The organism is Actinomadura geliboluensis, from assembly GCF_043197915.1.
Lineage (GTDB): Bacteria > Actinomycetota > Actinomycetes > Streptosporangiales > Streptosporangiaceae > Spirillospora > Spirillospora geliboluensis.
The window spans coordinates 106,303-131,482 of sequence record NZ_JBICUA010000012.1 but is presented as its reverse complement, the minus strand read 5'-3'; the positions used below and the strand labels follow the sequence as shown (position 1 = coordinate 131,482).

The window sequence follows — 25,180 nt, the reverse complement described above, 5'->3', positions numbered from 1 at the left end:
CGTCACACCCTTCTCGCCGTGCTCGCGGCGAACAGGCCGTTGGGTCTGACCATCAGGACGGTGATGAGGGCGGCCAGCGCACCGAACGTGACCAGGTCGGAGCTGACGTAGCCGGACACGTAGCTGAGCGCGCAGCCGAGCAGCAGCCCGCCGGTGACGGCGCCCACCGGGCTGTCCAGCCCGCCGATGACCGCCGCGGTGAACCCGAACACGAGCATCGCGTCGAACTGTGCGGGGCCGACGAACACCGACGGGGCGATCAGCACCCCGGCGAGCGACCCGACGAGCGCGGCGAGCGCCCAGCCGAGGGTCAGCATCCGGCCGACGCGGACGCCCTGCAGCCGGGCGATCTCCGGCGCGAACGCCGACGCGCGCAGCCGCAGCCCGAGGTCGGTGCGGACGAACAGCAGCGTCAGCAGCACCATCACCGCGGCGACGGCGCCGATGACGAACAGGTCGAACGGGGACAGCAGCAGCCGCGTCCCGGCCACCGACAGCCCCTTGATCGTGAACGCGGGCGGGTAGGAGTGCGGCGTGTCGCCCCAGATCATCCCGGCGCCCGCCTGCAGCAGCACGTACAGGCCGAGCGTGACGATGACGGCGTTCAGCGGCGGCTTGTTCTCCACCGGGCGGACCACGACCCGCTCGATGACCGCGCCGAGCACCAGCCCGGACGCCAGCGCGACGCCGAGCGCCAGCCAGTAGGAGCCGCCGTGGTCGATGACGCTCCAGGCGAGGAACGTCGTGAACATCAGCATCCCGCCCTGCGCGAAGTTCACGACGCGGGTGGCCCGCCAGATCAGCACCAGCGCGAGCGCGACCGCCGCGAACACCATGCCGGAGGTGATGCCGGCGAGCGTGAGATTGATGAAGCGCACCATCAGAACCCCAGGTAGGCGTGGCGGAGGCGGTCGTCGGCGGCGAGGGTCGCGGCGGGCTCGGCCGCGACGACCGCGCCGAGGTCCAGGACGATCGCGCGGTCGGCGACCGACAGCGCGCTGCGGGCGTTCTGCTCGACGAGCAGGACGGTGCGGCCGTCCTCGTCGCACAGCCGGCGCAGCACGGCCATCAGCTGGGCGACCACGCGCGGCGCCAGGCCGAGGGACGGCTCGTCGACCAGCAGCAGCCGGGGCGCGCCGGTGAGCGCCCGGGCCAGCGCGAGCATCTGCCGCTCGCCGCCGGACAGGGTGGCGGCGGTCCGCGCCCGGCGCTCGGCGAGCGGCGGGAACAGCTCGTACATCTCGGCGACCCGGCGCGCCAGCGCGGCCCGGTCCCGCCGCCACAGCCCGCCGAGCCGCAGGTTGTCCTCGACGGTCAGCTCGGTGATGACGCCGCCGCTCTGCGGGACGTGCGCGACCCCGAGCCGGACGATGTCCTCGACCGGCAGCCGGGTGAGGTCCGTCCCGTCCAGCTCGACGCGGCCCGCCTTCGGCCGCAGGAGCCCGGAGAGCGTGCGCAGCAGCGTGGTCTTCCCGGCGCCGTTGGCGCCGAGCACCGCGGTCACCGAGCCCTCGTCCACCGACAGGTCCACGCCGCCGAGCGCGCGGACGGCGCCGTAGTGGACGGTCAGCCCCTTCACCTCAAGCACCCGCGACCTCCTCGCCGAGGTAGGCGTCGAGGACGGCGGGGTCGTCGCGGACCTCCGCGGGCGCCCCGCTCGCGATGACCTTGCCGAAGTCCAGCACCACGACCTGGTCGCAGACGCTCATCACGAGGTCCATGTGGTGCTCGACGAGCACGACCGCCGGGCCGCCGCGCAGCCCGCGGATCAGCTCGGCCAGCTCGTCCATCTCCGCCGCCGACAGCCCGGCGGCGGGCTCGTCCAGCAGCAGCAGGTCGGGCTCGGCGACCAGCGCCCGCGCCAGCGCGACCCGCTTCTGCACGCCGTAGGGCAGCTGCCCGGACAGCCGGTGGGCCTCCCCCTCCACGCCCAGCTCGGCGAGCCGGGCCATCGCCCGCTCGCGCAGCGCGGCCTCGTCGCGGTCGCCGCGCGGCAGCGCGAGGAGCCCGGACCAGAACCCGGCCCTGGCGTGCCGGTCGGCGCCGACCATCACGTTCTCCAGGACGGTCAGCCCGGGGAAGAGCCCGAGTCCCTGCAGGGTCCGGGCGATGCCGAGCCGTGTCAGGTCATGTGGCCGGTGCCGGCCGAGGACCCGGCCGCGCCAGCGCACCTCCCCCGACACCGGCCGGACGAACCCGCACACGACGTTGAAGAGGGTCGTCTTGCCCGCGCCGTTCGGGCCGATCACACCGGTGACCCGGCCCTGCGGCGCGGAGAGGGACACACCGTCCAGGGCGACCAGCCCGGCGAAGCGGACGGTCACCTCTCGTAGTTCCAAGTTCGCGGAGGAGCCGGACATAACGCCTCACCTCGCCGATGAAACAGCGTGAATCCCCCGAGGCTGAAATGCACATACCGACTGGTCGGATTCCATGAAGATAGAATCATCGGGCGCTCCCGGTCAACAGCCGGTGCGCAGGTCCCGATACGGCCCCGCGCCCGCGCCGCCGGTAGGCTGTCGGCGATCTGCGGGCGGCCGCCGCCGGGACGGCGCGAGATCCCGGGGCCATCCCGGAACGGAGGTGGAGTGATGACGCAGGCGCCCGTGAACCGGATCCCCGGCAACCTGCCGCTGCCCGACCGGCTGCTCGCCGTGGCGACGCGCATGTTCGCCGAGAAGGGCTTCGAGAACACCTCGGTCCAGGAGATCGTCAACGCCGCGGGCGTCACCAAGGGCGCGATGTACCACTACTTCGGCTCGAAGGACGACCTCCTCTACGAGATCTACCACCGCCTCCTCGGCCTGCAGATGTCGCGCCTGGAGCAGATCGCCGACGGCCCCGGCACCGCCGAGGAGCGGCTGCGCGCCGCCGCCGTCGACGTCCTCAACACCTCGTTCCGCTACCTGGACGACTTCACGGTCTTCTTCCGCTCGACGCACCTGCTCCCCCGCGACCGCCGCGAGGCCGTCCGCGCCGAGCGCCGCCGCTACCACGAGCGCTTCCGCGACCTCGTCGAGGAGGGCCAGCGGGCGGGCGCGTTCCGCAGCGCCACGCCCGCCGACATCGCCGTCCACTTCTTCTTCGGGACCGTCCACCAGATCGGCGTCTGGTACCGCCCGGGCGGCACGCTGGAGACCGAGGCCATCAGCGACCACTACGTGGACCTGTTCCTGAACGGCCTGAAAAACTAGCCGCGCTCACTGAACCGAATACCGAAGCCCATTCGGTAATGGCGCGGCGCCACCCGGATTCAGGGCTTCTCGATCTGCTCGACCTTCAGGGTCGCGTCCTTGTGGTGGGCCCGCAGCGGCTTCTTGTCGAACTTGCCCACGGTGGTCTTGGGGATCTCGTCGATGAAGGTCCAGTACTCGGGGACCTGCCAGCGGGCGACCTTGTCCGCGAGGAACGCGGCGAGCTCGGCGGCCGTCGCGGCGGCGTCCGGGCGCAGCACGACGCAGGCGAGCGGGCGCTCGTCCCAGCGCGGGTCGGGGATGCCGATGACGGCGGCCTCGGCGACGGCGGGGTGGGCCATCAGGTGGTTCTCCAGCTCGACCGAGGAGATCCACTCCCCGCCGGACTTGATGACGTCCTTGGCGCGGTCGGTGATCTGGAAGAAGCCGCGGTCGTCGATGGTGCCGATGTCGCCGGTGCGCAGCCAGCCGCCGTCGAACTTCTGCGGGGCCGGGTCGCGGTGGTAGGCGCCGGTGATCCAGGGCCCGCGGACCTCGATCTCGCCGACGGCCTCGCCGTCCCACGGCAGCTCGGCGCCGGAGTCGCCGACGATGCGCATCTCGACGCCGGCGGCGACGCGGCCGGACTTCAGCCGCCACCGCATGTCCTCGTCGGTGCCGGGCTCCACGCCGGGCGGCGGGAACGCCATGCCGCCGAGCGGGCTGGTCTCGGTCATGCCCCAGCCCTGGATGATGCGCAGGCCGTAGCGCTGCTCGAACCGCTCCAGCAGGACGCGGGGCGCGGCGGCGCCGCCGGACGTCCCCGCGCGCAGTGACGACAGGTCGATCTCGTGCCGCTCCCCGTGGGCGAGGATGCCGTTCCAGATCGTGGGCACGGCGGACGCGAGCGTGCTGCGCTCCGCCTCGATGAACTTCACCAGGTGCTCGGGCTGCATGAACGGGCCCGGCATGTGGAGGGTGGCGCCGGACAGGAAGGCGCCGTAGGGCAGGCCCCACGCGTTGACGTGGAACATCGGGACGATGGTCAGCACGCGGTCGGCCTCGGTGATGCCGACCATCGACGCCGACTGCACGGCCATCGCGTGCAGGAACGTGGAGCGGTGCGAGTACACGACGCCTTTGGGGTCGCCCGTGGTGCCGCTGGTGTAGCACATGGACGCGGCGGAGCGCTCGTCCAGGTCCGGCCACGCGAAGCCGGGCTCCTCGGCATCGAGGAGGTCGCGGTAGCGCAGGACGGGCGCGCCGTTGCCGTTGCCCTCCAGCGCCGACGCGTCGCCGTCGCCGACCACCACGAACGCCTCGACGGCGGGGAGCTCGCCGACCACCCGCGCCAGCAGCGGCACGAGGGTGTCGTCCACGATGACGACCTGGTCGTCGGCGTGGTTGATGATGTGCGAGAGCTGCTCGGGGAACAGCCGGATGTTCAGCGTGTGCAGCACCGCGCCCATGGCCGGCACCGCGAAGTACGCCTCCAGGTGCTCCTGGTTGTTCCAGCAGAACGTCGCGACCCGGTCGCCGCGCCGGACGCCGAGCCGGGCCAGCGCGGCGGCGAGCCGCTCGGCATTGCGGGCGATCTCCGCGAACGTCGCGCGCCGGGGCGGGCCGCCGCCGGTCCAGGTCACGCACTCGCTGCGGCCGTAGACGCGCGCTCCGTGCCGCAGGATCGCGGCGACCGACAGCGGAAAGTCCTGCATCGTGCTGGGGATCATGGCAATTCTCCGAAAGACGCGCGGCGGCGAACGGCCGGCGAAGGGAATGGACATCGCACATACCGACCGGTCGGTTCACCATAATTTCCGCGGTGCGCCGCCGTCAACGCCCGGGGCGCGGGCGGCCCGCCGTGATCATTTATGCGGGCCGGTGCCCGGGGAGCCGTCCCGCAGCGCGGCGAGGCCCGCGCGCAGCAGCGGCTCCACGGCCGCGCCGACCGCGCCGAACCCCTCCCCCACGGTCTGGCCGCGCAGGTACCGGTAGTGGATGCCCTCGGAGATCACCGCGAGCTTGAAGCAGGCGAGCGCCACGTAGAAGCCGATCGAGGACACGTCGCGGCCGCTCCGCGCGGCGTAGCGGGCCACCACCTCGTCCGGCGCGGGGAAGCCGGGTGCGCTGGAGGCGTCCCGGCCGCCGGGCGCCGGGGCGCCGCGCCCCATGTAGACCAGCAGCAGCGCGAGGTCCGTCAGCGGGTCGCCGAGCGTCGCCATCTCCCAGTCGAGGACGGCCGCGATCCGGTCGCGGGAGTCGACGAGGAGGTTGTCGAGCCGGTAGTCGCCGTGCACGATCGCGGGCGCCGCCCCGGCGGGCGGGTCCGCCGCCAGCAGCGCGTGCAGCTCGTCGGCGGCGGGCAGGTCCCGGCTGCGCGAGGCGTCGAGCTGCTTCTTCCAGCGCCGCACCTGGCGGGCGAGGAACCCCTCGGGGCGGCCGAAGCCGGCGAGGCCGGCCGCCGCCGGGTCGACCGCGTGCAGCGCCACGAGCGTGTCGATCATCCGGTCGGCGATCCGCGCCACCCGGTCCGGCCCGAGCGGCGCGAGCTCGGCGGCGCTCCGGTACGGGACCCCCTCGACCATCTCCATGACGTAGAACGGCGCGCCGATCACGTCCGGGTCCTCGCACAGCGCGTAGGTCTCCGGGACGGGCACGGCGGTGCCGGCGAGCGCGGTCATCACCCGGTACTCGCGCGCCATGTCGTGGGCGGTCGCGAGGACGTGCCCGAGCGGCGGCCGCCGGACGATCCACGAGGAGCGCCCGTCGGTCACCTCGTAGGTGAGGTTGGACCGCCCGCCGTCGACGACCCGCGCGCGCAGCGGCCCGGCCGCGGCGCCCGGCCGGACCCGCTCGAAGTACGCCCCGAACCGGTCCAGCGCCAGCCCGGGGACATCGGACTCCTCGAATACCCGCATGGTCTCTCCTCGCCGTCCGAAAGCCTTGTACCGTCCGGTCGGTATGGCGCAGGATGCCGGAGGGCCGCGCACTGCGAGCGGGCATGGCAAGGGTCCGGCACACGCCGCCCCCGGGCAGGTATCCGCACGTAGATAAGACCATACCGACTGGTCGGTTTTCAACGGCGCAACTTATTGCCATTCGAGCGCGGCGGGATTACCGTGACCGCACGACGGACGGCGGAGCGGCGCTCCGCCGCCGGTCGGGACCGGTTTCTCGGGGGAGAACAGCGCCCGGAGGAGTTCCTGAATGCCCGTTTCCTCGTCCACCGACGCCGGCGCCGCCGAGGGCGCCGCCGCGCCGGGCCTCGCCGCCCGGCTGTGGCGCCGCGACCTGCCGCACTACCCCGAGACGGGGCGCCGCTACGGCTATCTCGCGATCGTGGTCGTCACCACGATCGTGCTGTACTACCTGCTCTACATCCAGTACGCCGTCGCGACGTCGATCATGACGCACTACTCGATGTCGTTCGGGTACTTCATCCTGCTGTCGGTGATCGGCAACGCGATCGGCGCGTTCGCCTCGCTGCTCGCCGGGCTCGCCGACCGGTGGGGCCGGGCGAACCTCGTCGTGTACGGGCTGCTGGTCGCCGGCCTGCTGGTGCTGGCGCTGCCCTCGTCGCCGGGCAAGCACACGTTCCTGGTGCTGTTCGCGCTGCTCAGCTTCATCGAGGGCATCGTGCTGGTCGCGACCCCGGCGCTCATCCGCGACTTCTCCCCGCAGCTCGGCCGGGCCACCGCGATGGGCTTCTGGACGATGGGCCCGGTGCTCGGCAGCCTCGTCGTCACGACGGTGACCAGCGCGACGCTCGACACCTCCAGCTGGCAGGACGAGCTGCGCTACTCCGGGTACGCCGCCCTGGTGGTGTTCGTCGTGGCGCTGTTCGGGCTGCGGGAGCTGTCCCCGGCGCTGCGCGACCAGATCATGGTGAGCATGCGCGACCGCGCGCTGATCGAGGCGCGCGCCAAGGGCATCGACCCCGAGCGGCAGGCGACGGGCCACTGGCGGCAGATGATGCGGCTGGACGTCGTCGGGTCGGCCTTCGCGATCAGCGTCTACCTGCTGCTGTACTACGCGGCGGTCGGCAACTTCGTCATCTACTTCTCCGCCACGTTCGGCTACAGCGAGCAGCGCACCAACGGGCTCGCGAACTGGTACTGGGCGGCCAACGCGGTCGCGCTGGTGGTGGCGGGGCTGCTGTCGGACAGGCTCGGCGTCCGCAAGCCGCTGATGCTCGTCGGCGGCATCGGCTCGGTCGCCGCCACGGCCTACTTCGCGCAGCTGGCCGTCCACCCCGACACCGGCTACTACACCTTCGCGTGGCTGTTCATCGCCATCGGCGTGTTCGGCGGCTTGGCGTACGCGCCGTGGATGGCGGGCTTCACCGAGACCGTCGAGAAGCACAACCCGGCGGCGACCGCGACCGGGCTCGCCGTGTGGGGCTGGATCCTGCGGCTCGTCGTGGCGGGGTCGGCGGCGTTCGTCCCGCTCGTGGTGACGTCGGTGACGCCGCTGGTGGAGCACGGGCACGAGGTGCAGGCCGCGTCCAAGGAGGCGGCACCGGCGCTGGCCATCGTGAACCAGCATCCGCAGCTGTTCGCGGAGCTGGGCAAGTACCCGGCCGGGCAGGCGCCGCCGGAGCTGCAGGCGCGGGCCGCGAAGGAGGTCGGCCTGCCCGGCCTCGCCACCGTGCAGAAGGCGCAGCCGCAGCTGGCGGTGCTCAAGGAGCACGGCGCCGAGGTACAGAAGGCGTCCGAGGAAGGCCCCGGCCAGTGGCGGACGTGGTGGTACGTCTGCCTGGGCGGCCAGCTGGTCTTCCTGCCGTTCATCTTCATCATGACGGGGCGCTGGAGCCCGAAGCGCGCCCGCGAGGACGCCGAGGCGCACCAGCGCGCGATCGAGAAGGAGCTGGCGGCGCTCGCGAAGGAGTGACCGCCGCCGCGGGACCACCGCGGAACACGAGCCCCCGGCCGGGCCCCTCCCCCCGGCCGGGGGCTCGCCGCGTTCCGGCCGCGCCGCCGGCCGGCAAGATACTTAGTTTGACTAACATATAAGCCGGTGATACACCGGAATCCGGTTCCCCCGCACACTCCGACCGACCACCAGAGAGCCGCGTATGAAACCAGCCATGCAGGGCGGGGCGGGCGCGCAGAGCCCGTTCCGCCAGCCGAAGGCCGTCTGGGCCGTCGCGTTCGCCTGCGTCATCTCGTTCATGGGCATCGGGCTCGTCGACCCGATCCTGCCCGCGATCTCCGAGGACCTGAACGCCTCCCCCAGCCAGGTCACCCTGCTGTTCACCAGCTACCTGGTGGTCACGGCGGTCGCGATGCTGGTGACGGGCTTCGTGTCCAGCCGCATCGGCGCCAAGCGCACCCTCGTCGCGGGCCTGGCCCTGATCGTGGTGTTCAGCGCCCTCGCCGGGACGTCCGGCAGCATCTCCGGGATCATCGGGTTCCGGGCCGGCTGGGGGCTCGGCAACGCGCTGTTCATCGCCACCTCCCTCGCCGTCATCGTGGCGTCGGCGAGCGGCGGGCTCGGCGGCGCGATCATCGCCTACGAGTCCGCGCTCGGCCTCGGCATCGCCGTGGGGCCGCTGCTCGGCGGGGTCCTCGGCGACATCAGCTGGCGCGGCCCGTTCTACGGCGTCGCCGCGCTGATGGCCGCCGCGCTGATCGCCACCGTCGTGCTCGTCGAACCGCAGCCGAGACCCGCGCGCAAGACCTCGATCGCCGACCCGATCAAGGCGCTCCGGCACCGCGGCCTGCTGATCATGAGCCTGACCGCGCTCTGCTACAACTGGGGCTTCTTCACCGTCCTCGGGTACGCGCCGTTCCCGATGGAGCTGAGCGCGATGAGGCTCGGCCTGGTCTTCACCGGCTGGGGGCTCCTCGTCGCGGTGTTCGCGGTGTTCGGCGCGCCGCTGCTGCAGCGCAGGTTCGGCCTCGCCCGCACCCTCTACGGCAACCTGGCGCTGTTCGCGGTGAACGTCGCGGTGATCGCGGTCTTCGTGAACTCGCAGAAGGTGCTGGTCATCGCGGTGATCGTCGCCGGGATCTTCATCGGCGTGAACAACACGGTGACCACGCAGGCCGTCATGATGATCGCGCCGGTGGAGCGGCCCGTCGCGTCCGCCGCCTACGGGTTCGTCCGGTTCATCGGCGGCGGCCTCGCGCCCTACGCGGCGGGGCGGCTCGTCGAGCACACGAACATCCACGTCCCGTTCGCCATCGGCGCGGGCGTGGTCGCGCTCGGCATCGGGGTCCTCGCCCTCGGGCACCGCGACCTCGCGGCGGCCGAGCGCGGCCAGGCCGAGGTCGACGCGGAGGCCGCCCGCGGCGAGCCCGGCGCTGAGATCACCGAGGCTGCGGAGACCGGCTCGGGGTCCGGCTCGTAGCACGGCCGGCCGCTACGCACCCGCGCGCCAAAAAGCGCCGATTCTTTCTGCGCGCGGGTGCGTAGCGGCGCGCGCGCACCAAGCGTTAGATCGGGTGCCATGAAGATCGCCGCGCGGGCGGCGACGATCGTGGCAGTGCTCGCCGCGCTCGTCGCCCACCCCCTGCCCGCCGGGGCCTCCGAGGACGCCCCAGGAACGTCGGAGCACACCATCGCCATGGGCTTCTGGAACCGGCCCTACCTGCTGCACCTCCCGCCCGGCCGGCCGGCCGGGAAGCCGCTGCCGCTGATCGTCGCGCTGCACGGCGGGCTGAACGACCCCGAGTACGTCCGCAGGCAGAGCGGGCTCGACACGGTCGCCGACGCCCAGGGCTACGCCGTCGCCTACCCCGAGGGGTTCCTCGGCACCTGGAACGCCGGGGCGTGCTGCTCGTTCGCCCGCTGGGCGGGCATCGACGACATGTCGTTCCTCGACGAGCTGATCGAGACGCTGGTGAAGCAGGGCGTCGCCGATCCGCGCCGGGTGTTCATGACCGGCTTCTCCAACGGCGGCGGCATGGCCTACCGGTACGCCTGCCAGCGGGCGGAGCGGCTCGCCGGGATCGCCGTCGTGTCGGGCGCCCTCGCCATCGGCTGCACCCCGGCGAAGCCGGTGTCGGTGCTGGCGTTCCACGGGACGCTCGACCCGTCCGTGCCGTACACGGGCGGCGGGAACATGGACGCCGACGTCCACTTCCCGTTCTTCGCCGTGCAGGTCGTCATGGAGTTCTGGCGCTGGGTGAACAAGCTGCCCGCGCTGTCGTGGCCGGTGCCGGGCGGGCCGGACGGCTGCGTCGGCACCGGGCCCGGTCCGCTGCTGGTCGCGCTGTGCACAGAGCAGGGCGGCGGGCACGAGTGGCCGTCCTACGCCAGCCGGATGATCGGCGAGTTCTTCGCGGCCCGGCCGTCCCTGCCCGCGAGCTGACGGCGCACGGGCAGGGACGGAGGGGCGGGCGGCGCGGGGGACGCCGCCCGCCCCGGGTCAGCCGGCCAGGCTCCGCGGGCGGATGTCCTTCCAGTTGGCCGTGACGTAGCCGATGCACTCCGACCGGGAGTCGGGCCCGAAGACCGTCGTCCAGCCGGCCGGGACGTCGGCGAACGCCGGCCACAGCGAGTGCTGGCCCTCGGCGTTGGCGAGGACGCGGAACGTCCCGTCGGGGTCGTCGAACGGATTGGTCATCGCGCCTTCCTCTCTCTCCTCTAGACGGCCGGGGTGACGCCGGCCGAGCGCCGGGCGATGGACCGGACGATCTCCCCGGTGCGGACCGCGGTCATGGACAGCAGCGACGAGGCGATCCCGTGGGTGTGCTCGGTCGCGCCCTGCAGGTAGACGCCCCAGGAGCGGCCGGGGGCCGTGGCGACGCGGTAGTCGCGCTCCACGACGGGCCGCCCGTCGGGGCCGGCGAGGCAGTCGCCGCCCGCCTCGCCGAGCAGGTCGAACGGGTCGCGCTCGCGGTAGCCGGTGGCGTAGACGAGGGCGTCGGCGTCGAGGTCGGCGGCCTCGCCGGTGGGCAGGAAGCCCACCCTGACGCGCACCGCGCCGCCGTCGTCCCGGACGTCCAGGACGCGGGAGGCGTTGAGGATGCGCAGCCGCTCGGCGCCCGCGACCTTCTCGGCGTAGGCGCGCCGGTACAGCTCGTCGATGAGGTCGAGGTCGACGACCGAGTAGTTGGTGTTGCGCGAGTACTCGAACAGCATCCGCTTCACGTCGTCGGGCGCGGCGTAGTAGTGGTCGACGGCCGCGGGGTCGAAGATGCGGTTGGCGAACGCGCTGTCGTCGGCGGGCGAGTACCCGTAGCGGGCGAAGACCGCGCAGACCTCCGTCCGCGGGTAGGTGCGGTGCAGGTACTCGACGGCCTCGGCGGCGCTCTGCCCCGCGCCGACCACGACGACCCGGCGCGGGTTCCAGCTCTCGCGCTCGCCCAGCCGGGTCAGCAGGTCCTCGGTGTGCCAGACGCGCTCGCCCGCCCGCACGCCCTCGGGCAGGACGGGTTCGAGCCCGACGCCGACGACCACGTTGCGGGCGAGGTGCGTCTCCAGCCGGTCGTCGCGGCGCACCACGACCTCCAGGACCTCGTCGTCGCGCGGGCGGAGCGCGACGACCTCCGTCCCGTAGCGGACGCGGTCGGCGAACGCGGCGGCCGTCCATTCGAGGTAGTCGTGGAACTCCACCCGGGTCGGGAACATCGTCTTGTGGTTGACGAAGTCGACCAGCCGGCCGCGGGCGTGCAGGTAGGCGAGGAAGGAGTACCGGCTCGCGGGGTTGCGCAGCGACACCAGGTCCTTGAGGAAGTGGACCTGCATGGTGGCGCCGTCGATCAGCATCCCCCGGTGCCAGCCGAACCCCGGCTGCTTCTCGAAGAACACCGCGTCCACGCCGGGGCCGTCCGCGCCCCGCCGCTCGTCCTCCTCGGCGAGCGCGACGGCGAGGGCGAGGTTGGACGGGCCGAAGCCGATCCCGACCACGTCGTGGACACGGGGCTGCATGCGCTCCTCCTGCATCAGGCGGACTTCACCTTGCCGGCGGCCTCGGCGATCTTCGGGACGACGTTGTCGACGACGTACGGGACGGCGAGCGGGGTCGGGGTGCGCAGCGGCCAGAACGCCTTCAGGTCGAGCGGGACGTAGGAGCCGCGCTTGACGACGGCGAGGTCGGCGAACAGCTTGCCGCCCTCGATCTTCTTCTGCGTCGCGGCGTCGTCGTTGTAGTGGCTGAGCAGCACGTCCACGTCCAGGACGGAGATCTTCTCCATGCTCAGCTCGGCGGCGAAGCCGTCCCCGGGCAGCTTGGCGAGCTGCTCGGGCAGCGTCATGCCGAACTGCTCCAGCAGCTTCACGCTGGTGTCGTCCTTGGACTTCATCACGCCGATGTTGCCGTTGGGGAAGACGCTGGTGAACGCGAAGCCCTTGCCGTTCAGCTCGGGGTGCTCGGTCTTCACCGCAGTGATCTTGGCCTCGACGTCGGCGACGAGCTTCTTGCCGTCGGCCTCGCGCCCGACGGCCTTGGCGGTCTGGAGGGTGATCTGCTGCCAGGTGTCCTCGGCCGGGCCGGTCTGGTAGGCGACGGTCGGCGCGAGCTTGGAAAGCTTCTCGTACTCCTTGTCGATGTAGAAGTCGCCGCCTGCGAGGATGAGGTCGGGCCGCAGTGCGGCGATCTCCTCCAGGTTGAACCCGGCTTCGCCCGCCTTCAGCAGCTTGGGCTTGGCACCGGTCAGCTCGGGCGCGGTCCAGGGCGCGAGGCCGTCGGGCTGGACGCCGGTCAGCTCCGCCATGCCCGCGGGGGTGACGCCGAGCGCGAGGAGCGCGTCCTGGTCGACCTCGCCGAGCGCGACGATCCGCTTCGGCGCGGACTCGACCTTCGCGGTACCGAGCTTGTGGGTGATGGTGACCGGGAACGCCCCGGCGGACTCGCCGCCGGAGGAGCCGCCGGCGGGCTCGTCATCGCCGCCGCACGCCGCGAGCGTGCCGAGGCTCAGCACGAGCGCGGCGGAGGCGGCCAGGCGCCGCATCTTGGTGCGCATAGAGGACCGGTGTCCTTCCAGGATCTTCGGGGGGTTGCTGATCAAGGATCTTAGGTTAGCCTCACCTAACCTCGCAATGGGTGCGCCGGTATGAGGCGGCTCACCTCGGCCCGGCCGGGCCGAGCCGGGCCAGCAGCCCCGCGACGGTCGGCGCCGCCATCAGCGCCGCGACCTTGAGGTCCGCGCATCCGGGCTCCCTCCTGATCCGCCGGACGAGCCGCATGGCGAGCAGCGAGTGGCCGCCGAGGTCGAAGAAGTCGTCGTCCGGGCCGACCTCCGGGACGCCGAGCTCGGCGGCGAAGATCCGGCAGAGCGCCGCCTCCCGGTCGTCGGTGCCCCGCGCCGCCGTCGGGGCGGCCTCCGCCGTGACGGCGCGCGCGGTGAGCACGGAGGGCAGCGCGCCGACCCGCGCGCCGGGGTCGGCGGCGACCGCCTCCAGCACGCCGATCAGCCCGTCCGCCAGCGCGGCGATCGTGCCCCGGTCGAACAGGTCGGCGGAGTAGTCGACGATGAGCCGCAGCCCCTCGCCGTCCTCGCGGAAGATGAAGTCGAGGTCGAACTTGGCCGCGCCCGGCCCGAACAGCGCCTCCCGCTGCTCCAGGCCGGGGAACCGCACGTCGCCGACGCCCTGGTTCTCATAGCCGACCATCACCTGGAACAGGGGGTTGCGGCCGGGCACGCGGCGCGGGCGCAGCGCCTCGACGACCGCCTCGAACGGGAGGTCCTGGTGGGCGAGCCCGGCGAGGTCGGCCTCCCGGACGCGGGCGAGCAGCTCCGCGAACGACGGGTCGCCGGACACGTCCGCGCGCAGCACGAGCGTGTTGACGAAGAAGCCGACGAGGTCGCGGGCGGCGTCCTCGGTGCGCCCGGCCACGGGGCTGCCGAGCGGGATGTCGTCGCCCGCGCCGGTGCGGTGCAGCAGCGCGGCGACGGCGGCCTGGCAGACCATGAACATGCTGGCGTTCGCGTCCCGCGCGACCTTGCGCAGCCGGGCGGCCAGGCCGGGGGGCAGCTCCGTGGCGAGGGTGCCGCCGCGCTGCCCGACGGTGCCGGGGCGGGGCCGGTCCACCGGCAGCGGGATCTCCTCGGGCAGGTCCGCCAGGGCGCGGACCCAGTGGTCGAGCTGCCGGGCGTGGACGCTGCCGGGGTCGAGGGGGTCGCCGAGCAGCTCCCGCTGCCACAGCGCGTGGTCGGCGTACTGGACGGGCGGCGGCTCCCATGCCGCGGCCCTCCCGTCCAGCCGGGCGGCGTACGCCTCGGCGACGTCGCGGGCGAACGGCCCGAACGACCACTCGTCGAAGGCGATGTGGTGGAAGACGGCGAGCAGCAGGTGCTCGCGCTCGCCCTCCGGGAACACCGCGACCCGCAGCGGGACGTCCCCGGACAGGTCGAACGGCCGGGCGATCACGTCCTCGGGCGCGCAGTCGGCGACCTCCAGCACGGGCCGCGCCTCCTCCGGGGGCAGGATCCGCTGGTAGGGGGTGCCGTCGTGCTCGGTGAAGACGGTCCGGAGGCTCTCGTGCCGGGCGGTGACGTCGCCGATCGCCGCCTCCAGCGCCGCGCGGTCGAGGTCGCCGCGCAGCCGCACCGCGAGCGGCAGGTGGTAGGCGCCGCGCGGGCCGTCGTCCTCGCGGAGCAGCTGGTCGAGCAGCCACAGCCGGCGCTGCGCCGACGACAGCGGGATCCGCTCGGGCCGCTCCCGCGGCGCCAGCGCGGGCCGGGGCTCCGCGCCGGCGTCGCGGTGCACCCGCTCCGCCAGCTCGGCGACGGTCGGCGCCTCGAACAGGTCGCGGATCGAGAGGTCGGCGCCGAGCACCGCGCGGGCGCGGCCGACGAGCCGCGTCGCGAGCAGCGAGTGCCCGCCGAGGTCGAAGAAGCCGTCGTCGATCCCGGCGCCGGGGGCGTCCAGGACCTCGGCGAACAGCGTGCACAGCAGCCGCTCGACGGGGGTGCGCGGCGGCCTGCCAGCCTTGCGCGGCCCGTCCTGCCCGGGGTCGGGCAGGGCGCGCCGGTCGAGCTTGCCGTTGACGGTGAGCGGCAGCGCGTCCAGCGTCATGACCGCGCTCGGCACCATGTAGCCGGGCAGCCGACTCTTGAGGCTCTCCCGGACGCGGGCGGCGAGCACGCCGTGGTCGCGCGCCGCGACGGGGTTGTTCGCGTACGCCTCCGGGGGCCGGCCCGGCTCCGCCGGGAGGTTCGCCGCTCCCCCGCCGAACACGGCGTCGTAGCGGCCGGGCCGGTCAGAGGGGGTGAGTACGGCGTCCGGGAAGAGCGCGCGGAGGGTCTCCGGCTCGATCCCGTCGCGGGTGGTCAGCGCCTGCCCGGCCTCGTCCGCCGAGCCGCCGTCGCGCAGCGTCCGCCACGCTGCGGTCTCGCCCGACAGCCGGGGGTCGGGGATCCCCCGCACCCGCAGCGGGCCCGCCGGCCTGGTCTTGAGGGCGTCGAGGGTCGTCCAGTCGACGGCCGGGGTCCGCGGCGCCGGCGGGGCGTCCTTGCGCAGGACGACGTCGTAGCGGTGGCGGGTCAGCTCGTTGTGGTGCGTGCCGCGCTTGGTGAGGACGTCCACGCGGGCGGGGCCGTCCAGGGCGGTGAAGAAGGCGGGGTCGAGGAGGAGTTCCTTCTCCATCCGGACGGCGCGCTCGACGGCGTCGAGGTCGCCGCCGCCGCGGCCGAGCTGGATCGCGGCGTGCAGGCAGTGGACGGTCCGCAGGTCGCGGACGTCGCCGATGAACAGCGCCCCGCCGGGGGCGAGGAGCCGCATCGCCTTGGCGATGACGTCCCGGAGGTAGCCGGCGCCCGGGAAGTACTGCACCACCGAGTTGATCACGATGGTGTCGAAGTGCGCCTCGGGGAGGCCGGCGGTGTCGTGGGCGGGCCGGCAGCTCAGCCGGACGCCCGAGTCGTCACCGAGGTCGTGCCTGAGCTTGGCGATGACGGGTTCGGAGAAGTCGGTCCCCCAGTACTCCTCGCTCTCGGGGGCGAGGCGGGTGAGCAGGAGGCCGGCGCCGACGCCGATCTCCAGGACGCGGCGGGGCCCGGACCGGCCGGAGAGCGCGCGGATGCGGTCGACGGTCGTCTCCCGCCATTCGCGCATGTCGTCCAGGGGGATGGGGGCGCCGTCGTAGCTGCTGTCCCAGCCCGCGAACTCCTCGGCGTGGACGACCGTGCCGACCTCCGTGTACTCGGCGTCGTAGATCTGCCGCCACTCGGCGAGCTGCTCGTCGGCGGCACCCTCCCGGGAGCCGTCGGGGACGATGTAGCCGACGAGCCGCTTCACGCCGGGCACGCCGGTGTCGGCGGCGACGACCGCCGCCTGCCCGACGCCGGGCTCGGCGGCGAGCGCGGTCTCGATCTCCTCCAGCTCGACCCGGTAGCCGCGGATCTTCACCTGGTCGTCGGTGCGGCCGAGGAAGTCGATGTTGCCGTCCGCGCGGACCCGGACGAGGTCGCCCGTCCGGTACATGCGGCCCCCCGCCGACGGGTCGGTGCGGAAGGGGTCGGCGACGAAGCGCTCGGCGGTCAGGTCGGCGCGGCCGAGGTAGCCGCGCGCCAGCCCGTCGCCCGCGATGTACAGCTCGCCGGGCGCGCCGGGCGGGACGGGCCGCAGCCACGCGTCCAGGACGTACCCGCGGGTGTTCCAGATGGGTTTGCCGACGGTCGGGGTGGCGCTGTCCTCGGTGCCGCCGCCGAGCGTGTTGATCGTGTACTCGGTGGGCCCGTACAGGTTGTAGCCGAGCACGCCTTCGGCCCGCGCGAGCCGGTCCCACACGGAGGCGGGGACGGCCTCGCCGCCGAGCAGGACGAGCGGCGGCCGGTGCCCGCCGTCCAGGAGCCCCTCGTCGAGGAGCTGCTGGGCGTAGGTCGGGGTCACGTTGATGACGTCGACGCGGTGCCGCCGCAGGTAGGCGGTGAGCGCCTCGGCGTCGCGGCGCAGGTCCTCGTCACAGACGTGCACCTCGTGGCCCTCGATGAGCCAGAGCAGCTCCTCCCACGACATGTCGAAGGAGAACGAGACGGTGTGCGCGATGCGCAGCCGCCGCCCGGCGGAGGCGACGACGGGGTCGAAGATGTGGGCGCGGTGGTTGAACTGCATGTTGGTGAGGCCGCGGTACGGCGTCACCACGCCCTTGGGGCGCCCGGTCGAGCCGGAGGTGTAGATGACGTAGGCGGGGTGGTCGAGCCGTCCGGGGGTGCCGGGGGCGAAGCCGGGCAGCTCGTCCGGGGACGGGTCGGTGCCGGGCAGGTCGGCGAGGACGCGGGCGGTTTCGGGGTCGTCGAGCGCTAGCGTCGTGCCGGAGAAGGCGAGGCCGGCGGCGATCTCGCGGTGCGAGACCAGGCAGGCCGGGGCGGCGTCCCGCAGCATGAAGTCGAGCCGGTCGGCCGGGTAGTCGAGTTCGAGCGGCAGGTAGGCGGCGCCCGTGCGCAGGACGGCGAACAGCGCGACGACCATCTGCGCGGAGCGCGGCAGCGCGAGCGCGACGACCTTCTCCGGGCCCGCGCCGTTCGCGAGCAGCAGCCGGGCGAGGCGGTTGATCTCGGCGTTCAGCTCCCCGTAGGTGAGCCGGACGTCGGGGAGGGAGACGAGCGCGAGGTCGTCCGGCTGCTCGGCGGCGCGTGCGGCGAGCAGTTCCGCGACGGTCAGCTCGGGGACGGGGTGCCGCGCGCCGTCCCAGTCGCGGTGGAGCCGGTCGTGCTCCTCGGGCAGGAGCAGGTCGAGCCGGTGGCAGGGCGTCTCCGGGGCGTCGGCGAGCCGCTGGAGAACGGAGACGTACCGGTCGGTGACGCGTTCGGCCTCCGCCTCGGTGAACGCGTCGCCCCGGTACATGACGCGCAGCCCGGTGCCGGGCTCGACGACCATCGTGATCGGGTAGTGGGTGGCGTCGCGGACCTCCCGGCCGAGGACGCGCAGGTCCCCGTCCGGGCCGAAGCCGCGGTCGGTCGGCATGCCGGGGAAGTTCTGGAAGACGAACAGCGTGTCGAACAGCGTGCCGAGGCCGGTGGCGCGCTGGACGTCGGCGAGCGCGACGTAGGAGTGGTCGAACAGTTCGGACTGCGCCGCCTGGACGCGGTCGAGGACGGCGGCGAGCGCGTCCGCAGGGCCCGCCTGCACCCGGACGGGGATCGTGTTGAACAGCAGCCCGACCATGGATTCGACGCCGTCGACGTCGGGGTGGCGGCCGGAGACGGACGCGCCGAAGACGACGTCGTCCCGTCCGGTGAGGCCCATCAGGACCAGGCCCCACGCGGTCTCGAAGAGGGTGCCCGGGGTGACGCCCCGGTCGCGGGCGACCGCGTCGAGGCGCCCGGCGAGGCCGGGCGGCAGCGGCCGGTGCAGCTCCCCGGCGGCCGACAGGTCGGCGGGCTTGTCGACCAGTCCGGGGCGGACGAGCGCGGGCTCGTCGAAGCCGTCGAGCGCGCGGCGCCACGCGTCCACGGCGGCGTCCTTGTCGCGGGTGCTGACCCAGTCGAGGAACGCGCGGAACGGCGGGACCGGACGGGCCAGCTCGGCGGCGGCGTCGGTGTAGGAGTCGAGCAGCGAGGTGACGAGCAGGCCGCCGGACCAGCCGTCCAGCAGGATCAGCTCGGAGGTCAGCACCAGCCGGTGGTCGTCCTCCGCGAGGGTGGCGAGGGCGAACCGGATCAGCGGCGGGCGGCCCGGGTCGAACGGCTCGGAGCGCTGCGCGTCGATGAACGCCTCCAGGCCGTCGCGCGGCACCTCGGCGTGCGTCCACGGCACCTCGAAGCCGTCGGGGACGAACTGCACGGCGCGGTCGCCGTCCGTCCGGAACCCGGCGCGGAGGTTGGGGAACTTCTCCAGCACGGCGCGCGCCGCGTCCGCCATCCGGCCGGGGTCGACGGGCCCGGACAGCGTCACCACGGCCTGCTGGACGTAGATGTCGCGGCCCTCGCCGGCGAGCATCAGGTGGAAGAGCAGCCCCTCCTGGAGCGGGGACAGCGGCAGCTCCCCGGCCGGTTCGGGGTGGAGGGCGGGCGCGGTGCCCGCGGTGGCCGCGGCCGCCCGCGCCAGGGCCTCGACCGTCCGGAGGCGGAACACGTCGCGGACGGTGAACGACAGCCCGGCGCGGCGGGCGCGGGCGACGAGGAGCGCCGCGCTGATGCTGTCGCCGCCGGTGCGGAAGAAGTCGTCGTCGGCGCCGGCGGCGTCGCGGCCGAGGACGCTCGCGACGAGCCGGGCCAGGACGCGTTCCGGCTCCGTCGCAGGGGCGCGGCCTGCGGCCGGCCGACCCGGCTCGGGCAGCGCGCGCCGGTCGACCTTGCCGTTCGGGTTGAGGGGCAGCTCGTCCAGGACGACCAGCTCGGACGGGACGAGGTAGCCGGGCAGCAGCTCGCGCAGCGACGCCTGCACGTCCTCAGGGTCGGCGTCACCGGTGATGTAGCCGACGAGGCGGGACCCGTGCGCGGCGACGGCGGCCCGCCGGACGCCCGCCTGGGCGGCGAGTGCGGCCTCGACCTCGCCCGGCTCGATCCGGAACCCGCGGATCTTCAACTGCCCGTCGGCGCGGCCGAGGAAGTCGAGCCCGCCGTCCGGGCGGCGGCGGACGCGGTCGCCGGTCCGGTAGAGGCGGGAGCCGGGCGGGCCGAACGGGTTCGCGACGAACCGCTCGGCGGTGCGGGCGGGGTCGCCGAGGTAGCCGCGCGCCAGCCCGTCGCCCGCCAGGTACAGCTCCCCGGCGGGGACCTCGCGGAGCGCTGCGTCCAGCACGTACGCGCGGGTGTTGGCGATCGGGGTCAGTCCCCCACCTTCGCCGGGCAGGGCGATGAGGCTGTCGCCGGCCGCCTCCGAGCACCCGTACAGGTCGATCAGCCGGGCCGGGACCTTCGCGGCGAGCGCGGCGGGCAGCGCCTCGCCGCTGCTGATCCAGGTGGTGACGGACGGCGGCAGCCCGTGCTCCGCGAACGCGGCGAGCAGACTCGGGACGAGCGTGACGAGCCGGACGCCGTGCCGTTCGATGAACTCGGCGAGCGCGACGGCGTCGGACGCGGTGGCGTCGTCGGCGATGGCGACGGTGTCCCCGGCGGCGAGGCCGCCGAGCAGCTCGGTCGTCCCGTCGATGAACGCGGGCGAGGACTTGGCGACGCGGACGCCGGGCGCGGCGAGGCCGGCGCCCCAGGCGAGCCGGTTGGCGAGGCCGCGCTGGGTGCCCGCGACGGCCTTCGGCGTCCCCGTCGACCCGGACGTGAAGACCACGTACGCGGGGTGGTCGGGGTGGAGGTCCGGCCGGGCGCGGCGGGGCGCGTCGCGCGGCGGCTCGTCGCGGCCGAGGACGAGCAGGGGCCGCACCGCGTCCAGCATCGCCTCGATGCGGGCGGGCGGGTAGGACAGGTCGAGCGGCAGGTAGGCGGCGCCCGTCTTGAGCACGGCGAGCAGCGCGACGGCGAAGTCGTCCGAGCGGGGCAGGGCGAGCGCGACGACCCGCTCGGGGCCGGCGCCGGCGGCGGCGAGCCGGTCGGCGAGCGCCTCGGCGCGGCGGTCGAGCTCGGCGTAGGTGAGGGCGGTGCCGCCGAAGACGACGGCGGTCCGGCCAGGGGTGCGCGCCGCCTGCTCCTCGATGAGCGCGGCGGCCGTCTCGACGGGGAGCTCGCGGGCCGTGTCGGGGTGCTCGACGGGCGCGCCGAGGGTGGAGAGCCGCCGTCCGGGGTCGGCGGTGACCTGGGCGAGCAGGTCCCCCAGGCCGTCCAGGAGACCCTCGATCGTGGCGGCGTCGAACAGGTCGGCGGCGAACGCCGCGAACCCCTGGACCTCGCCGTCGCCCTCGGCGAAGTACAGGTCGAGGTCGAACTTCACGCCGCCGGTCCCGGGCAGGAACGGCTCGGCGCGGACGCCGGGCAGCGCGAGCCGCACGTCGTCCAGCCGCTGGTGGACGATCATCACCTGGAACAGCGGGCTGCGGGCCAGCGAGCGCTCCGGGGCGAGCCTGTCCACGACCCGCTCGAACGGGACGTCGGCGTGGGAGAACGCGGCGAGGTCGGCGGCGCGCACCCGCTCCAGCAGCTCGGCGAACGCGGGGTCGCCGGACAGGTCGGTGCGCAGCACGAGCGGGTTGACGAACACCCCGACGAGGCCGGCGAGGTCCTCGTCGGCGCGGCCGGCGATGGGCGAGCCGAGCGCGATGTCGTCGCCCGCCCCGGACCGCTGGAGCAGCGCGGCGACGGCGGCGTGCAGCACCATGAACACGCTGGTCCCGGTGTCGCGGGCGAGCCGCCGCACCCCGGCGGCGGGGAGCCGGAACGGGACGAGCCCGCCCCGGTGGCTCGCCTCCGCCGGCCGCGGCCGGTCGAACGGCAGGACGGTCTCCTCGGGCAGGCCCGCGAGGGTCCGCGCCCAGAAGTCGAGCTGCGGCGCCGGGTCGGGTGCGGCCTCGCGCTGCCAGGCCGCGTAGTCGGCGTACTGGACGGGCAGCGGCTCCCAGGCGGGCGCGCGCCCGTCCCGCCGGGCCTCGTAGGCGTGCGCCAGGTCGGCCAGCAGCGGCGTGAACGACCATTCGTCGGCGGCGGCGTGGTGCAGGAGCAGGATCAGCGACCAGTCGTCGTCGCCGGTCCGGATGAGGGTGCCGCGGACGGGCAGGTCGCGGCCGATGTCGAAGGCGTGCGCGGTGGCGTCCCGCTCGATGGCGGCGAGGCGTTCGGGGGTCTCGCCGCGCGCGTCGACGAGGGAGAGGCCGACGGCGGTGTCCGGTGCGAGGACGCGCTGGACGGGCAGGCCGTCCGGCCCCTCGACGAGCAGCGTGCGCAGCGCCTCGTGGCGGGCGACGACATCGCCCAGCGCCGCACCCAGCGCATCCGCGTCCACGGGGCCGTGCAGGCGCAGTCCCAGCGGCAGCGCGTACGACGCGGACGGGCCGCGCAGCCGCTCCTCCAGCCACAGCCCGCGCTGCGCCGCCGACGCCGGTACGATCGCGGGCCGCTCGACGTCGCGGACGCGGACCGCGTCCGTCGCGGTGAGCCGGGGCGCGAGGGCGGCGACGGTCGGCGCCTCGAACACGTCCGCGATGGACAGCTCGGCGCCGAGCACGGCGCGCGCCCTGGCGGCGACGCGGGTGGCGAGCAGCGAGTGCCCGCCGAGCGCGAAGAAGTCGTCGTCGATGCCGACGCCCTCTTCGCCGAGCAGCTCGGCGAAGATCGCGCAGAGCGCGGCCTCGCGGGCGTCGCGCGGGGCGCGTCCGGAGACCTCGGCCTCGGGGGCGTGCAGCGCGGCGCGGTCGAGCTTGCCGTTGACCGTGCGGGGCAGCGCGTCGAGGGCGACGAGCGCGGACGGCACCATGTACTCGGGCAGCGCCCTGGCGAGCGCGTCCCGGAGCGCCGCGGCACCGGTCTCCCCGCCGGAGGGGACGTAGTAGCCGGTGAGGCGGGGCTCGCCGGGGCGGTCCTCGCGGACCACGACGGCGGCCTGCGCGACGCCCGGCTGCGCGGCGAGGACCGCCTGCGCCTCCGCGGGCTCGATCCGGAAACCGCGGATCTTCACCTGGTCGTCGGTGCGGCCGAGGTACTCGACCGACCCGTCGCGGGCGCGGCGCGCGAGGTCGCCCGTCCGGTACATGCGGGAGCCGGGCGGCCCGAACGGGTCGGCGGTGAACCGCTCCGCCGTGAGGTCGGGGCGGCCGGTGTAGCCGCGGGCGAGCTGCGCGCCCGCCAGGTACAGCTCGCCGGGCACGCCGGGCGGCACCGGGCGCAGCCGCGCGTCCAGGACGTACGCGCGGGTGTTCCAGAACGGGGTGCCGATGCCGGTCGCGGGCAGGTCGGCGGACGTCGCCCAGATCGTCGCCTCGGTCGGCCCGTACATGTTGGTGGCGAGCGCCGCCGTCTCCGCCAGCGATTCGGCGAGCACGGCGGGCAGCGCCTCGCCGCCGACCAGCACCCGCAGGCCCTCCAGCGCGGCCGGGTCGAGCGTGCCGAGCAGCGACGGGGTGCCCTGGACGACCGTGGCGCCCTTGAGCAGCCCGGCGAGCGCGGCGGGGTCGCGGACGTCCGCCCGGCCCGCGAGGACGACGGTCGCGCCGCTGATGAGCGGGGCGAACAGCTCCAGCGCCGCGATGTCGAACGCGATCGTCGTCACCGCGACGAGCCGGTCGCCCTCGCCGAGGCCCAGCCGGTCGCGGGTGAGGAGGAGGAAGTTGGCGAGCGCGCCGTGCGGGATCTCCACGCCCTTGGGACGGCCGGTCGAGCCCGAGGTGTAGATGACGTAGGCGAGCTGGTCGGGGCGCGTCGCGGCGGGCGCCGCGCTCGCCGGCTCCAGGGGGCCGTCCAGGACGAGGAGGTCGGTGGTGCCGGGCAGGACGTGCGTGGTCTCCGGTGCGGCGATCGCGCACAGCGGCCGGGCGTCGTCCAGCATGTAGGCGAGCCGGTCGGCGGGATGGTCGAGGTCGAGCGGCAGGTACGCGGCGCCCGCCTTCAGGACGCCGAGCAGCGCCACGACGAGGTCGGGGGTGCGGGGCAGCGCGAGCGCGACGACGCTCTCGGCCCCGGCGCCCCGGGCGCGCAGCTCCGCCGCGAGCGCCGACGACCGCTCGTCCAGCTCGGCGTAGGTGAGGGACTCCGCCCCGGTCTCGACGGCCGTCGCGCCGGGGGTGCGGGCGGCCTGCTCGGCGAACAGCGCCACGACGTCGGTGTCCGGCACGGGATGGCCGGTGTCGTTCGCGTCCTCGATGAGGGCGCGCTCGTCCCCGCCCATGAGCTCCAGGGCGCCGATCGGGCGGTCCGGGTCGGCGACCGCGTCGGCGAGGAGGGTCTCCAGGTGGGCGAGCAGCGCGTCGATGCGCTCGTCCTCGAACAGCTCGCGCCGGAACGTGGCCTCGACCGTCATGCCCCGCGGCCGGACGAACGCCTCCAGCGACAGGTCGAAATGGGTGGTGCCGTTGTGGACGTGCGTCCAGCTCGACGTGATCCCGGGCAGGTCGAGTTCGCCGATCTCCTGCGCGAGGAACAGCAGCATGGTGTCGAAGAACGCCGACCGCCCCCGGCCCCGCGCGGGGCGGAGCTCCCGGACGATCCGGTCGTACGGGAGGGCCTGGTGCGCGAAGCCCTCGGTGACCGTCGCGCCGGTGCGGCGCAGCGCCTCCCGGAACGTCGGCGCGCCCGACAGGTCGGTGCGCATCACCAGCGTGTTGCCGAAGTTGCCGACGAGCCGCTCGGTCTCGGCGTGCTCCCGGTTCATCACCGCCGACCCGACCGCGATGTCCTCGGACCCGGTGTAGCGGTGCAGCAGGACGGCGTACGCGGCGAGCATCACCATGTACGGGGTGAGGTTCTCCTCGGCGGCGAGGCGGCGCATCCCCTCCGTCACCGCGTCGTCGAAGCGCCGCGCCCGGCGCCCGCCGCGCTCGGTCGCGGCGGCGCCGCGCGGACGGTCGGCGGGCAGGTCGAGCGGCGCGGGCGGCGGGTCGAGGCGCCCGCGCCAGTAGGCCAGGTCGGCCTCGTCGGCGGGCCGCCGCTGCTCCCACTCGGCGTAGTCGGCGTACTGGACGGCGAGGGCCGGGAGCCCGTCCGGGTCCCCGGTCGCGGCCGCGCGGTACAGGGCCGACAGGTCGCGCGACAGCGAACCCCAGGTCATCCCGTCCCACGCGATGTGGTGGACGACGAGGACGAGCGCGTGCGCGTCCTCGCCGAGCTTCAGCAGCTCCAGCCGGATCGGCCGCTCGCCGCGCAGGTCGAACGGCAGCGCGGCCAGTTCCGCCGCCCGCGCGTCGGCGTCGTCGCAGGGGACGGGCGGGAGGTCGAGGGAGTCGTCACCGGTGACGACCTGGACGGCGCTCTCCCCCTCGGCGTCGGCGTAGGTCGTGCGGAGGACGGCGTGCCGCCGGATCAGGCCGCGCAGCGCCTCTTGCAGCGCGCCGGTGTCGAGCGGCCCGTCCATGCGGACGAGCAGGCAGACGTTGTAGGCGGGGCTGTCCGGGAACGTGCGGTGGTGCAGCCACATGCTCTGCTGCGCGTAGGAGAGGGGCGCCGGCCCGTCCGACCCGCGCGGGGCGATCCCGGACGTCCCCGGCCCCAGACCGGCCTCGGCCATCATCCGCCGCATCAGTTCGCGCCGCCGCGCCGTCGTCGTCTGCACGCCCGCTCTTTCGTCCGACTCCATGA

The 25,180-nt window shown here is 74.3% G+C and carries 13 protein-coding genes; 4 read left to right on the top strand and 9 right to left on the bottom strand.

The window, feature by feature from the left end:
- Nucleotides 1-2: 2 nt before the first annotated feature.
- Genes ACGFI1_RS33995 through ACGFI1_RS33985 form a run of 3 tightly spaced genes read right to left on the bottom strand, consistent with a single transcriptional unit; the run spans nt 3 to nt 2,360 of the window.
- A complete protein-coding gene (locus tag ACGFI1_RS33995) occupies nt 3-881 on the bottom strand; it encodes a branched-chain amino acid ABC transporter permease (protein WP_386866598.1) in 879 nt (292 codons plus the stop codon).
- On the bottom strand, nt 881-1,588 hold the full coding sequence (locus ACGFI1_RS33990; RefSeq protein WP_392791310.1) for an ABC transporter ATP-binding protein: 708 nt from the start codon (nt 1,586-1,588) through the stop codon (nt 881-883). The genes ACGFI1_RS33995 and ACGFI1_RS33990 overlap by 1 nt, the downstream gene beginning before the upstream one ends.
- Complete coding sequence (locus ACGFI1_RS33985; protein WP_386866601.1) at nt 1,581-2,360, bottom strand: ABC transporter ATP-binding protein; 780 nt, start codon at nt 2,358-2,360, stop codon at nt 1,581-1,583. Before ACGFI1_RS33985 ends, ACGFI1_RS33990 begins: the two co-directional genes overlap by 8 nt.
- A gap of 231 nt (nt 2,361-2,591) precedes the next feature.
- On the opposite strand from ACGFI1_RS33985, the gene ACGFI1_RS33980 reads away from it, so the two are divergent.
- Nucleotides 2,592-3,194 (top strand): TetR/AcrR family transcriptional regulator, encoded by a 603-nt coding sequence (locus ACGFI1_RS33980; protein ID WP_138638597.1) that lies wholly within the window; start codon nt 2,592-2,594, stop codon nt 3,192-3,194.
- Between the two features lie 59 nt (nt 3,195-3,253).
- Here the strand turns inward: ACGFI1_RS33980 and ACGFI1_RS33975 are convergent, their stop codons facing one another.
- Together ACGFI1_RS33975 and ACGFI1_RS33970 are read right to left on the bottom strand one after the other, a co-directional pair.
- On the bottom strand, nt 3,254-4,903 hold the full coding sequence (locus tag ACGFI1_RS33975; protein ID WP_392791306.1) for a long-chain fatty acid--CoA ligase: 1,650 nt from the start codon (nt 4,901-4,903) through the stop codon (nt 3,254-3,256).
- Nucleotides 4,904-5,038: 135 nt separating this feature from the next.
- Nucleotides 5,039-6,091 (bottom strand): phosphotransferase family protein, encoded by a 1,053-nt coding sequence (locus ACGFI1_RS33970; protein ID WP_392738000.1) that lies wholly within the window; start codon nt 6,089-6,091, stop codon nt 5,039-5,041.
- Nucleotides 6,092-6,380: 289 nt separating this feature from the next.
- On the opposite strand from ACGFI1_RS33970, the gene ACGFI1_RS33965 reads away from it, so the two are divergent.
- From ACGFI1_RS33965 to ACGFI1_RS33955, 3 genes are all read left to right on the top strand, one after another.
- Nucleotides 6,381-8,063: an MFS transporter gene (locus tag ACGFI1_RS33965; protein ID WP_392791303.1), complete on the top strand. Its 1,683-nt coding sequence runs from the start codon at nt 6,381-6,383 to the stop codon at nt 8,061-8,063.
- Nucleotides 8,064-8,259: 196 nt separating this feature from the next.
- On the top strand, nt 8,260-9,525 hold the full coding sequence (locus tag ACGFI1_RS33960; RefSeq protein ID WP_387067307.1) for an MFS transporter: 1,266 nt from the start codon (nt 8,260-8,262) through the stop codon (nt 9,523-9,525).
- Nucleotides 9,526-9,624: 99 nt separating this feature from the next.
- Nucleotides 9,625-10,488: an alpha/beta hydrolase family esterase gene (locus ACGFI1_RS33955; protein ID WP_392791299.1), complete on the top strand. Its 864-nt coding sequence runs from the start codon at nt 9,625-9,627 to the stop codon at nt 10,486-10,488.
- Nucleotides 10,489-10,545: 57 nt separating this feature from the next.
- Here ACGFI1_RS33955 and ACGFI1_RS33950 read toward each other — a convergent pair whose 3' ends face one another.
- From ACGFI1_RS33950 to ACGFI1_RS33935, 4 genes are all read right to left on the bottom strand, one after another.
- Nucleotides 10,546-10,743 (bottom strand): MbtH family protein, encoded by a 198-nt coding sequence (locus ACGFI1_RS33950; protein ID WP_364550033.1) that lies wholly within the window; start codon nt 10,741-10,743, stop codon nt 10,546-10,548.
- Nucleotides 10,744-10,763: 20 nt separating this feature from the next.
- Entirely contained in the window at nt 10,764-12,050 is a 1,287-nt protein-coding gene (locus ACGFI1_RS33945; protein WP_392791296.1) for a lysine N(6)-hydroxylase/L-ornithine N(5)-oxygenase family protein, read from the bottom strand.
- A 14-nt stretch (nt 12,051-12,064) separates the two neighbouring features.
- Nucleotides 12,065-13,084: an iron-siderophore ABC transporter substrate-binding protein gene (locus ACGFI1_RS33940; protein ID WP_392791293.1), complete on the bottom strand. Its 1,020-nt coding sequence runs from the start codon at nt 13,082-13,084 to the stop codon at nt 12,065-12,067.
- A 100-nt stretch (nt 13,085-13,184) separates the two neighbouring features.
- Nucleotides 13,185-25,178 (bottom strand): amino acid adenylation domain-containing protein, encoded by an 11,994-nt coding sequence (locus ACGFI1_RS33935; protein WP_392791291.1) that lies wholly within the window; start codon nt 25,176-25,178, stop codon nt 13,185-13,187.
- Between the last annotated feature and the right edge of the window lie 2 nt (nt 25,179-25,180).